The organism is Streptomyces sp. Ag109_O5-10 (assembly GCF_900105755.1).
Classification (GTDB): Bacteria; Actinomycetota; Actinomycetes; order Streptomycetales; family Streptomycetaceae; genus Streptomyces.
Window position 1 is genome coordinate 392663 of sequence record NZ_FNTQ01000001.1, and the last position, 11748, is coordinate 404410.

General features: G+C 71.8%; 12 protein-coding genes. 8 read left to right on the plus strand and 4 right to left on the minus strand.

The window, feature by feature from the left end:
- Positions 1-43: 43 nt before the first annotated feature.
- Entirely contained in the window at positions 44-1432 is a 1389-nt protein-coding gene (locus BLW82_RS02005; protein ID WP_093497167.1) for a glycoside hydrolase family 43 protein, read from the minus strand.
- Positions 1433-1661: 229 nt separating this feature from the next.
- On the opposite strand from BLW82_RS02005, the gene BLW82_RS02010 reads away from it, so the two are divergent.
- From BLW82_RS02010 to BLW82_RS02030, 5 genes are all read left to right on the plus strand, one after another.
- Positions 1662-2141 carry a hypothetical protein gene (locus tag BLW82_RS02010; RefSeq protein ID WP_256215600.1) on the plus strand — a complete coding sequence of 160 codons (480 nt, stop codon included), beginning with the start codon at positions 1662-1664 and terminating at the stop codon, positions 2139-2141.
- Between the two features lie 27 nt (positions 2142-2168).
- Positions 2169-3035 (plus strand): fructosamine kinase family protein, encoded by an 867-nt coding sequence (locus BLW82_RS02015; RefSeq protein ID WP_093507794.1) that lies wholly within the window; start codon positions 2169-2171, stop codon positions 3033-3035.
- A 165-nt stretch (positions 3036-3200) separates the two neighbouring features.
- Positions 3201-3392, plus strand: coding sequence for a putative ATP-grasp-modified RiPP (tgmA, locus tag BLW82_RS02020; RefSeq protein ID WP_089102565.1), 192 nt, complete (start codon positions 3201-3203; stop codon positions 3390-3392).
- Between the two features lie 15 nt (positions 3393-3407).
- Positions 3408-4391, plus strand: coding sequence for an ATP-grasp ribosomal peptide maturase (tgmB, locus tag BLW82_RS02025; RefSeq protein ID WP_093497169.1), 984 nt, complete (start codon positions 3408-3410; stop codon positions 4389-4391).
- 47 nt (positions 4392-4438) lie between these two features.
- Positions 4439-5326: a Gfo/Idh/MocA family protein gene (locus BLW82_RS02030; protein WP_093497170.1), complete on the plus strand. Its 888-nt coding sequence runs from the start codon at positions 4439-4441 to the stop codon at positions 5324-5326.
- A 99-nt stretch (positions 5327-5425) separates the two neighbouring features.
- Here the strand turns inward: BLW82_RS02030 and BLW82_RS02035 are convergent, their stop codons facing one another.
- A complete protein-coding gene (locus tag BLW82_RS02035; protein ID WP_093497171.1) occupies positions 5426-6319 on the minus strand; it encodes a GNAT family N-acetyltransferase in 894 nt (297 codons plus the stop codon).
- Positions 6320-6561: 242 nt separating this feature from the next.
- On the opposite strand from BLW82_RS02035, the gene BLW82_RS02040 reads away from it, so the two are divergent.
- Positions 6562-7659 (plus strand): PP2C family protein-serine/threonine phosphatase, encoded by a 1098-nt coding sequence (locus BLW82_RS02040; protein WP_093497172.1) that lies wholly within the window; start codon positions 6562-6564, stop codon positions 7657-7659.
- A gap of 28 nt (positions 7660-7687) precedes the next feature.
- Here BLW82_RS02040 and BLW82_RS02045 read toward each other — a convergent pair whose 3' ends face one another.
- Together BLW82_RS02045 and BLW82_RS02050 are read right to left on the minus strand one after the other, a co-directional pair.
- Positions 7688-8128: an Lrp/AsnC family transcriptional regulator gene (locus tag BLW82_RS02045; RefSeq protein WP_093497173.1), complete on the minus strand. Its 441-nt coding sequence runs from the start codon at positions 8126-8128 to the stop codon at positions 7688-7690.
- 37 nt (positions 8129-8165) lie between these two features.
- Positions 8166-9515, minus strand: coding sequence for a transaminase (locus tag BLW82_RS02050; RefSeq protein ID WP_093497174.1), 1350 nt, complete (start codon positions 9513-9515; stop codon positions 8166-8168).
- 332 nt (positions 9516-9847) lie between these two features.
- On the opposite strand from BLW82_RS02050, the gene BLW82_RS02055 reads away from it, so the two are divergent.
- Positions 9848-10318, plus strand: a complete 471-nt coding sequence (locus BLW82_RS02055) for a hypothetical protein (protein WP_093497175.1) — start codon at positions 9848-9850, stop codon at positions 10316-10318.
- 149 nt (positions 10319-10467) lie between these two features.
- Entirely contained in the window at positions 10468-11712 is a 1245-nt protein-coding gene (locus BLW82_RS02060; protein WP_093497176.1) for a serine hydrolase domain-containing protein, read from the plus strand.
- Positions 11713-11748 lie beyond the last annotated feature (36 nt).

Sequence of the window (11748 nt, forward strand, 5' to 3'; positions counted from 1 at the left end):
GCCCGCCGTCGGCGTGTCGCCGCAGGGCGGGCCCGGCGTGGAGTCAGTAGCCGACGTGGAAGGTGGCGTCGGCCAGGTCCGTGCTCGTGGAGACGGGGTCGACGCGCAGCACGAAGTCGGAGTGGCGGATGTAGCGCGTCGGGTAGTTGTACGAGCGGAACGAGGACCAGGAGGCGTCGGCCAGGCCGGCCGTCCGGTAGAACGTGGCGTCCTGGGCGAACGTCGTGGTGCCGTCGCTCTCGTCGAGCCGCAGCCGGTAGTCGTAGTGGCGCAGATAGCGGGTCGGGTAGTTCACGGACCGGAAGGACACGCCGCCGCTGTCGGCGAGTCCGGGGACCAGCTTCCACATGCCGTCGGTGTACGGGTCGAAGGCGTACTCGTCGATCCGCCCGACGAAGTCGCTGTGCCGGACGTATCTGTCCGGGTGGTTGTAGGACTTCAGCCGGTTCCAGGTGGGGGTGCCCCAGGCGGCGACGAGGTTGCTGTACTCCGTCGCGGTGATGGGCCGGATGCCGCAGTGCTTGGAGTTGAGCGGCTGGGTGTAGGCCTTCTGGTCGAGGGCGGTCCAGGTGCCGGCGGACAGGGCGCTGGTCTGCCAGGCGTAGAAGACGCCGTTGGGGTCCCAGGTGTCTCCCCAGAGGTACCAGGTGGAACCGGACGTGAGGGACTTGACCAGGGTCGGGGCCTCGGTGCCCTGGTGCGAGACGGCCGTGGAGAACTCGGTGAAGCTGCCCGGGTCCAGTGAGGTGGAGCGGGCGCCGACGAGCGTCGAGTTCTTCTTGAAGTACAGGTAGTTCACCCCGCCCACGCCGACGGCGAGGTCGCCGTCGATGACGTCGTAGCCCGGGTCGAAGAAGACCTGCGGGTCGCCGGCGGTCACGAAGTCACCGGTGTAGTTGATCATGATGACGTTGTGGCCGCTGTCGTCGACGGCGGAGTAGATGACGCCGTACGTGCCGCGTCCCGCGTCCCAGAAGGCCTCGGGCGCCCAGGCGTGGGTGTCCATGTCGTGCAGCCTCATCCGCCGGTAGCCGGTGAAGGTGCGCAGGTCGGTGGAGTCCCAGACGTGGATGTACTGGCTGACGTAGGACCAGTCGGTGCCGTACAGGTCGGTGGCGAGCACCACGAAGGTGCCGTCCTGCTTGCGCAGGATGAACGGGTCGCGCAGGCCGCGGGAGCCCGCGGTGGGGGTGGCGACGGGGTCGTTCTGGTTGAGCGGGGTCCACTGGAGGCCGTCGGTGCTGACGGCGAGGTGCAGGCCGTAGTCGGCGGCCAGCATGTCCGGGGATTCGGTGAAGTAGCACATCACGTAGGCCGAGTCGGTCGCGGCCCGGGCGGCTCCGGCGCCGAGGGCGAGGGCGCCGGTGGCGGCGAGGGGGACGGTGACGGCCGCACCGAGGAAGTGCCGGCGCGACAGGGGAGTGCCGTTCATGTGCGCTCCAGACGCGGGGGGTTGTCCGGGATTTCGGACGTGGTTCGGGAAACCGATCAGAAACTAGAGGGGGGCGTGGGGCGCGTCAATGCTTGTACGGCAAGGGAGTTACCGGGAGTCCGCTGTGCGGGTCCTCGAAATTCGCCTGCCTCCGGGCGACAGGGATGGGATTCTTCTCTACGGTCCGATGAGTAGTACCGCAGGGGGAGGTATCACCGCAGTGAACCGTATGCGTGCGTCTTTCCGGGTCCTGGCCGTCGCCGGCATCCTCACCGCCGCCCAACTCGCGCTCGCCACCGGCGCGTCGGCGCGGGCGCAGACCGGCGCCGGGACGGCGAGGAGCACCGGCTGCCCGGTCGACATCGTCTATCCGAGCCGCTTCGCCGTGAACGCGAGCGGCTGGGTGACCGGCGGAGGCCTGTACTTCGGGGTCAGGAACAGGAGCACGGCCAAGAGCTTCAAGAAGGTCACGTTCACCGTGACGGACGTCAGGAACATCCGCTTCGGCACCGCCACGGCCAAGGGCGGCAAGGTCAGCCACCGGACGTCGAAGACGGTGTCGGTGTACACGACGACACTCAAGAAGAAGGGCACTCTCGGGGTGAAGGTGCAGACGCACCTGCTGAGCACCCACACCTACAAGGTGAAGTTCACGCTGCACGGCTCGGGGTGGAACTGCGCCGTCGACCAGGGCACCTGGGGCTCGTGATCCCACCCGGCCCGTACCCTGGTGGCCGTGGTCGACGGCGGCGAGGGTCCGGGCGCGGCGGCCGCCCGGCTCACCGGGCGGCCGGTCTCGGGTGAGCGGGCGGGGCCGGGCGGCCTTGCGGAGGTGACGCTCGCGGGCGGTCCCGCGGTCGTCGTCAAGCGCGGTGACGGCCCCGGGGCGGTACGGGCCGAGGCGGCGGGACTGCGCTGGCTGGCCGCCGCCCGCGCGGTGCCGGTACCCGAGCCGCTAGGGCACGACGAGCGGTGGCTGGTGACGGAACTGGTCCGCACCGGGCCGCCGGACGCCGGGGCGGCGACGCGCTTCGGCCGTGAGCTGGCCACCCTGCACGCGGCGGGTGCCCCGGCTTTCGGGGCGGCCCCGCCGGGCGGTCCGCGCGACGCCTGGATGGGTCTCGCCCCGATGCGCAACGAGCCCGGCGCCGACTGGCCGCGCTGGTACGCCGAGCACCGGGTGCTGCCGTACCTGCGGGAGGCGGTCGACCGGGGGATCCTGCGGCCGGGCGAGGCAGCCGTGGTGGAGCGGGTCTGCGAGCGGCTGCCGGAGCTCGCGGGTCCGCCCGAGCCGCCGGCCCGGTTGCACGGCGATCTGTGGAGCGGCAACGTCCTGTGGGGCAGCGACGGCCGGGTCCGGCTGATCGACCCGGCCGCGCACGGCGGGCACCGCGAGACCGACCTCGCGATGCTCCACCTCTTCGGCTGCCCGTATCTGGACCGGATCCTGGCGGGTTATCAGGAAGCGGCCCCGCTGACCGACGGCTGGGCCCGGCGGATCGGCCTGCACCAGCTGTTCCCGCTGCTGGTGCACGCGGTGCTCTTCGGACGGACCTATGCCGAACAGGCTTTGGCGACATCCCGGAATTGCGCGGACATGTGACGCAGTCACGTGCCGGACGGGAATGTGAAATCGGCCACGTGCGGGAGCGATTCGCCGGTTTCCCCTTAACAAACTCTTAATTCGGCCTGAGATTACGCAGAGTGAGGAAACCAACCACGCGTTCGAATCGTATAAGTGCATGGAAGAACGAAACAGGGAGAGACCATGCAACCGTTCGCGCTCAACTACGCACGCCCCGCAGTGCAGTTGGACGTCACCACTCCGTACGCGTATGACTCCGGACTGCAGTTGAACGTTCTCCACGATGGCCGGATCGCAGCCACCGATCACGCAACGCTCAGAGCCCTGGGGACAACGACCTCCACCGCGGGCTCCAAGACGCACTTCGACGACTGATCGCGGATCCTCACGATGACCGTGCTCATCCTGACCAGTGACGAGGACGTGACGGCGGACATGGTGGTCCTCCGGCTGCACGCGGCTGGAGTGCCTGTGGTCCGTCTCGATCCTGCCGATCTGACCAGCGGGGTGGCCCTGTCGGGCGAGTACGTGCAGGGCGTCAGCCGCGGGCATCTGTCCGTGAACGGGCGCCTGGTGAGCGTGGACGGCCTGCGCTCCATCTGGGTGCGCAGGCCGGGGGCGGCGGCCGCCCGGGCGGCACAGCCGTCGGCCTGGCTGACCGAGGAGTCGCAGCAGGCGCTGTACGGCATGCTGCGCGGGACCGAGGCGCGCTGGATGAACCACCCGGACGCGGCCCGCCGGGCCCGCCACAAGCCCTGGCAGCTGCGGCTGGCGCAGCAGAGCGGGCTCGCCGTGCCCGCGACGCTGATCACCACGTTTCCGCAGGCGGCCCGGGACTTCGCGGAGCGGTTCCCGGATCTCGTGGTGAAACCAGTGTCGGGCGCGCATCCGCAGGAGCCGCCGCGGGCCGTGCCGACCAGCCGGGTGGCGCCGGACACCGACTTCGCGGCGGTGGCGTTCGGCCCGACACTGCTGCAGCGCCGGGTCGCCAAGCGGGCCGACATCCGGCTCACGGTGGTCGGCGACCGGCAGCTGGCCGCCCGCAAGCCGGTGAGTCCGGACGCCCACCCCGACGACGTGGACGTCCGGTTCGCGCCGTCCGACTCGCCCTGGCAGGAGGCACAGGTGCCGCCGCGAGTCGCCGAGGCGGTCCACGCGTACATGAAGGACGCCGAGCTGGCCTACGGCGCCTTCGACTTCGCGGAGGACGCCGACGGCATCTGGTGGTTCCTGGAGTGCAACCAGTCGGGGCAGTTCGGGTTCGTCGAGATGGACACCGGCCAGCCGATCGCCGAGACCATCGCCGGGTGGCTGGCGCACGGCGGCGACCGGGGGCGGTCGTACGCCGACCGGGGGCGGAGTACGACGCCTTGACCGGCTGGGCGACGATGGGGGACCGGGTACGGAGAAAGGAACGCGAGATGCGCATCGGACTGCTGGGCACGGGGCCCTGGGCACGGGCGGCGTACGCCCCCGCACTGGCGAGGCACGGTTCGCTGGACTTCGCCGGGGTCTGGGGCCGCCGCCCCGAGGCCGCCGCGGAGCTGGCCGGGGAGTACGGCGTCCGGGCGTACGACGACGTGGACGCGCTGCTCGGCGACGTGGACGCGGTGGCCGTGGCACTGCCGCCGGTCGTCCAGGCGGAGCTGGCCGTGCGGGCCGCGACGGCCGGCCGGCACCTGCTGCTGGACAAGCCGCTCGCGCTCGGCGTCGCCGAGGGGCGGGCGGTGGTGGAGGCGGTCGAGCGGGCCGGGGTCGCCTCCGTGGTGTTCTTCACCACCCGGTTCCAGCCGGAGCCGGAGGCATGGATCGATGAACAGGCCGCCGCGACGGGGTGGTTCACGGCCCAGGCACACTGGCTGGGTTCCCTGTTCACCGGTGCGGGCCCGGCCACCGACTCGCCCTGGCGGCGGGAGAAGGGCGCGCTGTGGGACGTGGGTCCGCACGCCCTGTCCGTGCTGCTGCCGGTGCTGGGCGACGTACGGCGGGTGGCGGCCGCGGTGCACGGTCCCGCGGACACCGTTCACCTCGTCCTCGACCACGAGGGCGGGGCGTCGAGCACGGTGACGCTGAGCCTGACCGCGCCGCAGGCGGCGGCCGGGGCCGATGTGGAGCTGCGGGGCGAGGCGGGAGTCACGCTCCTTCCGAGGAGTGCGGAGGGGGCGGTTCCCGCGCTGAGCCGGGCCGCCGACGCGCTGGTCACGGCCGCGCGCACGGGGCGGGGGCACCCGTGCGACGCGGCCTTCGGCCTGCGGGTCACCGAGATCCTCACGGAGGCGGAGACGCTGCTGGGCAAGGACGTCGGCTAGCCGCTCCGCCGGCGCGGTCAGGGCGCGCCGTCGTTCGACCACGCCGCGCCGTCGTGGTTGCTCGCGCAGTTCCCCGCGCCCCTGAAGGGGCGCGGGGTGTCAGTGCCTCACGCAGAAGTTCACCCGCTCCCGGACGACGGGGTATCCGGCTTTGGCGAAGTGCGCGGCCATGGGGGTGTTGCCCTGGTCGGTGGCGGCGCCGATGAAATCGGCGCCCTGTTCGACGAGGAAGTGCGTGCACTCCACGAGCAGGTCGTAGGCGTAGCCGTGGCCGCGCTGCTCGGGCAGGACGCCGATGAACCCGATGCAGGGCCCGCCCGGGTTGCGCCCGGGGATGTGGATGCCGACCGGCTCGCCGTCGGGCGTGCGGCCGATCTGCCACCACTCCCTGGGCGAGGGCATCCAGTGGAAGAAGTCCATCTCCTCCTGGGCCGCCTGGTCCACTCCCCCCTGTTCGGTGGCCCGGCGGGCGTGGGCGTCCAGGGTGACGGAGTGGATGCGGCGCAGGGCGTCGAAGAAGACCCCGTCGTCGGGCTCGGGGGTGAAGACGAGCCGCCCGGGCCGTTCGGGCAGGCCGCACTCGGGCGTCCAGCGATAGTTGAAGCGCTCCACCAGGAGGTCGAAGCCCGCCTTTCCGGCGGCGGTGAAGCTGGTCTCGGCGGCGGTGCGCACGGCGGGGTTTTCGCGCCAGCCCGTGGGCAGGTCGAGTTCCAGTTCCTCCACCCGCCAGGGCGCGCTTCGCAGCAGTTCGGCGCCTGCCTCCTCCTCGCCCTCGGCCACGTCGAACCAGTTGATCAGGATCGGTTCGGTGGCCCCGGGAGCGCCCCACCAGGCGGCCCGGGCGACCACGCGCCCGTCGCGCAGGGCGACGCGCTTCCAGTCGGCACGAAACCCGGCCGTCTGGTGCCGCTCCCGCATGCGCAACGGGTCGGGCATGGAGTCGAAGAGATGGTCGGTGCTGTCGTCGATCGTACGGATGACCGGATCGGTCACGGATTCCTCCGGGATGCGTGCTGTGCGGAGCGCTCCCGGGTCAGCTCTGACCTGTCACGCCCGGGAAACGGGGAGGGAGCGCGGGGTGGGTGTGAGATACATCGCACTCGCCTCCTTCCGTCCGGTCTCGGGCGTGCGCTCATACGTTAGGGGCCGGGGCCGGACGCGTCCACGGGTTTTCCCGGCGCGGCTTTTCATGATCGGGACAGGTGCGGTGCCCGGTCACGGCGTAGCTTAGGGATGTGACTTCGGTGCGCGGCTGGTCGCCGCGTGGCTACCGGGACGGTCGTGGCTGGTTGCAGGGTGCGCCGCCGCCACGCTGGGTGCGGGTGCTGCCCATCGTCCTCCTCGGGGTCGTGACGGTGGCTACGCTGACCAGCCCGGACGGACACGACTTCGGCTTCCTGCTCGGCGCCATCCCGCCGCTGGCCGTCCTCTCCTACGGCCCGCTGGCCACCGCCGTCCTCAGCTGCCTGGTGGTGCTGCTGCTCAACGTGCCCGCCACCCACCTCAACCATCCCGGCGACACCGACCTCCTCACGGTGACCTTCGTGGCGCTGCTGAGCGTGTTCGTCTCCTACGTGCGCAGTCACCGGGACGCCCAGCTGCTCACCGAGCGGGCGGTGGGCGAGGCGGTGCAGCGGGCCGTGCTGCCGCCGCTGCCGGAGCACGTCGGCGCGGTGGGCTGCGTGGGGCTGTACCAGGCCGCTCAGCACGGGACGCTGGTCGGCGGGGACTTCTTCGACGTGCGCGACGGCCCGTACGGGGTCCGGGCGGTGATGGGGGACGTGCGGGGGCACGGGCTGGCCGCTGTCGCCACGGTGGTCTCGCTGCTCGGCGCGTTCCGGGAGGCGGTGCTCGACCTGCCCGACCTGGAGTCGGTGGCGACGCAGATGGACCGCAGACTGACGGTCGACTCGGCCGACGTCCCGCACGCGGAGCTGTTCGCCACGGCCCTGCTGCTGGAGTTCTCGGACGATCTTCGGTCGGTGCGCGTCGTGGCCTGCGGTCATCCGCCGCCCGTGCTGCTGCGCGACGGGCAGGCCCAGGAAGTGATCGTCGCCCCCGGAGCCCCGCTGGGGCTGGGACCGGTGGGCGGGGACCCTCCGAAGGAGGTCACCGTGGAGCTGGGCCCCTGCGACCGTCTGTTCATCGCCTCGGACGGCGTCTGGGAGGCCCGCGACGGCTCCGGGGGCTTCTACCCGCTCCCGGAGCGGCTCGCCGAGTTCGCGGGCGTGGACGCGAAGGCCCTCACCGAGCTGGTCTGGACGGACCTCGTCGGCCACTACGAGGTGCGTGACGACGCCACCATGCTGGTCCTGACACCGGCCATCGGCTGAGGTCCGGGCACCGCCGCCGGCCGCGCTCTCAGCCCACCTCCCACAGGAACCGGTGGGTGTGGATGCCGAAGTACGGGAAGGGCCGGACCTCGCGCACGCCCTCGATCGGCCGGACCACGTCGTTGACGAAGTCGAGCAGGTCCTTCGGTCCGGGGGTGACCACCTCGGCGAACAGGTCGAAGCCGCCCGAGGTGAAGACGGAGTACACCACCGCGGGGTGTCCGGCGAGCGCGTCGGCCACGGCGCGGGGGTCGCCGTCCACGCCGATGCCGAGCAGGGCCATCGCCTGGCCGCCCATGGCCATCGGGTCGGTGACCCCGACGACCTGCACGGCCCGGGAGTCCAGCAGTCGCTGCAGCCGCTGCCGGGCCGCGGAGGCGGAGAGGCCGACCTTCGGGCCCAGGTCGGCGTAGGCGATACGGCCGTCGGCCTGGAGTTCGCGCAGGATGGCCCGGTCGATGTCGTCCATGTGCACCACGTTCTCCTGTCCTCTCCCCCGCCCGCCCTCAGCCGGCCAGTTCGAGCAGGGCGGCGCCGAACACCGAGGTGTGGGTGTCGACGTCCTGCTCGGTGGTGTCGGGGCACATCAGGGCCATGTTGTGGAACGGGGTGAGGAGGATGCCCCGGTTGGCGAGGTAGAGGTGCAGGAAGTCCTCGAGGTCGGGGTCGGTGGCGGCCTCGGACTCGGTGCCGGTGCGCGGGGCCGGGGCGGCGAAGCGGTACTCGGTGCGGGCGCCCAGCCGGCTGACCGACCAGGGCAGGCCGTGTGCCTCCACGGCGGACCGGACGCCGGACTCGAAGCGTGCGGAGAGCCGGTCCATGTGGTCGAACGCCTCGTCGGTGAGCACGTGCTCCAGGGTGGCCCGGGTCGCCGCCACCGAGAGCGCGTTGCCGGCCAGGGTGCCGCCGACCCCGCCCATGTCCACCAGGTCCAGGTCGTCGCGGGCGAGGAGCCGCTCGGCGAGGCCGGCGGCAAGGCCGTAGGCGCCGGCCGGGATGCCACCGCCGATGGCCTTGCCGATGGTCAGCAGGTCGGGCTCCAGCCCCCAGGCCGCCGTGCAGCCGCCGGGGCCCGCCGAGAAGGTGTGCGTCTCGTCGTTGATCAGCAGCGTGCCGTGCTGCCGGGTGAGGGCGCGTACCCCCTCCAGGTAGCCGGGTTCGGGCAGCACGATGCCGATGTTGGTGAGAGCGGGTTCCATGAGGACGGCGGCCACGTCGCCGTGGGCGAGTTCGCGCTCCAGCTGCTCCAGGTCGTTGAACTCGGCGACCCGGCTGGTCAGGGTGACGTCGCAGGGGGCGCCGACGTTCCCGGGGCGGGGTGCCCCCTTGCCGTCGGGGCCGACGACGATGAGGGACTCGTCGACGCTGCCGTGGTAGCTGTAGCTGTTCACGAGGATCTTCGGGCGTCCGGTGACGGCACGGGCCAGCCGGATCGCCCACCGGTTGGCGTCCGTGGCGGTCAGCGAGAAGCTCCAGCGGGCGAGCCCGAAGCGGCGGGTCAGCTCGGCGCCGACCCACTCCGCGTCCTCCGTCGGGAGCATCGCGGTGGCCCCGCCCAGCTCGGCGAACCTGCGGTGCACCGCCTCGGTCACCGCGGCCGGCGAGTGACCGGCCATCGCACCGGTGTCACCGAGGCAGAAGTCGATGTACGTGTGCCCGTCGACGTCGGTGACCCGGGCGCCGCGGGCGGTCGCCAGGTACCGGGGGAATGCGCCGGCGTTCTTGTTCATCCACGTCATCGGGACCCGGCCGAAGAGATGGCCTGCATCGGCATATGCCGCTCGGGAGCGGGGATTTCGCCGCTCGGCCTCGGCGCTCTCACGGGCCAGGAGGGCGTGCAGTCGGGTGCGGTCCATGGAGTACCCCTGGTCGAACGGTGACGACGGAACAGCGCGAGCGTACGACCGATATCAGCCTCGCAGCAAGAGATAACGCTCGAATCGATTGCGACGACAACCGAATCGAGCGTTCAAGATCACCGGAGAGAATCCGCCGTTTTGGGCAACACTCGCACCACTGCGCAGTGTTCGAACAATCGCCCTCAAACGCCAGGGTTCGCCACCCCTTCCGCCAGTTAGAAATATCTACCAGCATGCATATGCCGGGTTGGCGTGCGAAGGCGCCGAGCGCCCGGTGCCGGCGTTCCCCTGTGTGCGGAACGGGTGAGCGGGATATCGCGGAGCGGTGCATGACGAACAGGATGTGGATGCAGGGTGTCGAGTGGCTCGCGGCGGCGTCGGCGGATCCCCGGGCGTGCAAGTGGGAGTGGGACCACGGTGAGGGCGTCTCACTGCTGGAGGCGGGCCGCTTCTGGGACGTGCTGAGCGTGCCGGACCGGCTCGGTCTGCTCACGCTCGACCTGCTGTGGCGACCGTCCCTGCCGGTGCCGGGACCGACGCTGGTGGACACCGCGGCACGCCGGGTCGGGTTCTTCCTCCCGCCCGACCCGTCCGACGGCTGGATCGGGGCGGGGCTGCGGTACACGACCAAGGGGGCGTGGGTCGCCGTCCCGCCGCCGTACCGGCCCACACGGTTCCTGGAGTGGCTGGTGCCGCCCGACGGCAGCGGGGCACTGCACCGGCCGGCCACGCTGGAGTCGGCGCTGCGCGAGGCCAACGGCGCGCTGGCGGTCCTGCGGCCGGTGTGCGAGGAGCAGTGAGGCAGACGGCGGGGCGGCACTACGCGGACGGCGGCCCGGCGGCGCTCCGGTGCGGCAGGCGGCCGGCCGGCCGTGCCCGTATTCTGTGAGCCCAGGGTTCTGCCGTCCGACCCCACCGCACGTTCCGCCCACGTGCTGGGAGTCAGCCCATGATGCACAGGTCCGCCATGCTGCGCCGGGGGGCCGCGATCGCCGTCGTGCTGGGGACGCTGACCGTCCCCCTCGTCGCGGCGCCCGCCCCCGTACCCGTCGCGTTCGCCGCGCCGTCGCCCACCCCGTCGCCCGACGGCGGTTCCGGCGTCCGCGCGATGACTCCGACAGTGGCCCGCCAACTCGACGCGGTCGTCCAGCACGTGATGCGCGAGGCGGACGTGCCCGGCGTGACCGTCGGCGTCTGGACGCCCGGGCAACGCGACTACGTTCGCTCCTTGGGGGTCGCGAACAAGGCGACCGGGCGGAGGATGTCCCGCGACCTCTACATGCGGATCGGCAGCGAGACCAAGACGTTCACCGTGACCGCGGTGCTGCAACTGGTCGACCAGGGCAGGGTCGGCCTGGACGACCCCGTCGGCAGGTACCTCGACGGTGTGCCGGGCGGCGACCGGATCACCCTGCGGGACCTGGCCGGAATGCGCAGCGGGCTGTTCGACTACTCGAAGGACGCGGGCTTCTTCAGGGCCCTGACCTCGGATCCGCGACGCTCCTTCACCCCGCGGCAGCTGCTCGGGTACGCGTTCCGGCACCCCGCGATGTTCCGGCCCGGCGAGAAGTTCTCCTACTCCAACACGAACCTGATCCTGCTCGGCCTGCTCGTCGAGAAGGTGAGCGGGCAGCGGCTCGGCGACTACCTCGACCGGCACGTCCTGAAGCCCGCGGGCCTGCGCCACACGCTGTTCCCGGCGGGGAACGAGTTCCCCACCCCGCACGCGCAGGGCTACACGGACCAGACGGCCACCGGGAAGGTCGCGGAGACCGCCGGCTGGAACCCGTCCTGGGGCTGGGCCGCCGGCGCGATGATCTCGGACCTGGACGATCTGCACACCTGGGCGGGCACCGTGGCCACCGGGGTCTTCCCCGACGGTACGGCCATGGTCCGGCCGGCCGTCCAGAAGCAGCGGCTGACCACCCCGGCGACCGGCCTCCGGGGCGCCGGGTACGGACTCGGCATCTTCGACGTCCGGGGATGGATCGGGCACAACGGCTCACTGCCGGGCTACGAGTCCCTGACCGTGTATCTGCCCTCGACGCGGACGACCGTGGTCGTGCTGCTCAACACCGACATCCGCTACCGGGGGGACATCGAGCCCAGCACCCTGTTCGGCGAGGCGGTGACCCGGGTCATCTCCCCGGCCCACGTCTTCGACCTGCCGGTGCCGGCCTCCGCCACGCGGTGAGGGAACGGGCCCACGAAGCATCAACTCGCCTGTCCC

Bases quoted from the DNA above. Each gene is read 5' to 3' on its own strand.
- BLW82_RS02005 (WP_093497167.1), bottom strand. From the start codon at position 1,432: ATGAACGGCACTCCCCTGTCGCGCCGGCACTTCCTCGGTGCGGCCGTC.
- BLW82_RS02010 (WP_256215600.1), top strand. From the start codon at position 1,662: ATGCGTGCGTCTTTCCGGGTCCTGGCCGTCGCCGGCATCCTCACCGCC.
- tgmA (WP_089102565.1), top strand. From the start codon at position 3,201: ATGCAACCGTTCGCGCTCAACTACGCACGCCCCGCAGTGCAGTTGGAC.
- tgmB (WP_093497169.1), top strand. From the start codon at position 3,408: ATGACCGTGCTCATCCTGACCAGTGACGAGGACGTGACGGCGGACATG.
- BLW82_RS02030 (WP_093497170.1), top strand. From the start codon at position 4,439: ATGCGCATCGGACTGCTGGGCACGGGGCCCTGGGCACGGGCGGCGTAC.
- BLW82_RS02045 (WP_093497173.1), bottom strand. From the start codon at position 8,128: ATGGACGACATCGACCGGGCCATCCTGCGCGAACTCCAGGCCGACGGC.
- BLW82_RS02050 (WP_093497174.1), bottom strand. From the start codon at position 9,515: ATGGACCGCACCCGACTGCACGCCCTCCTGGCCCGTGAGAGCGCCGAG.
- BLW82_RS02055 (WP_093497175.1), top strand. From the start codon at position 9,848: ATGACGAACAGGATGTGGATGCAGGGTGTCGAGTGGCTCGCGGCGGCG.
- BLW82_RS02060 (WP_093497176.1), top strand. From the start codon at position 10,468: ATGATGCACAGGTCCGCCATGCTGCGCCGGGGGGCCGCGATCGCCGTC.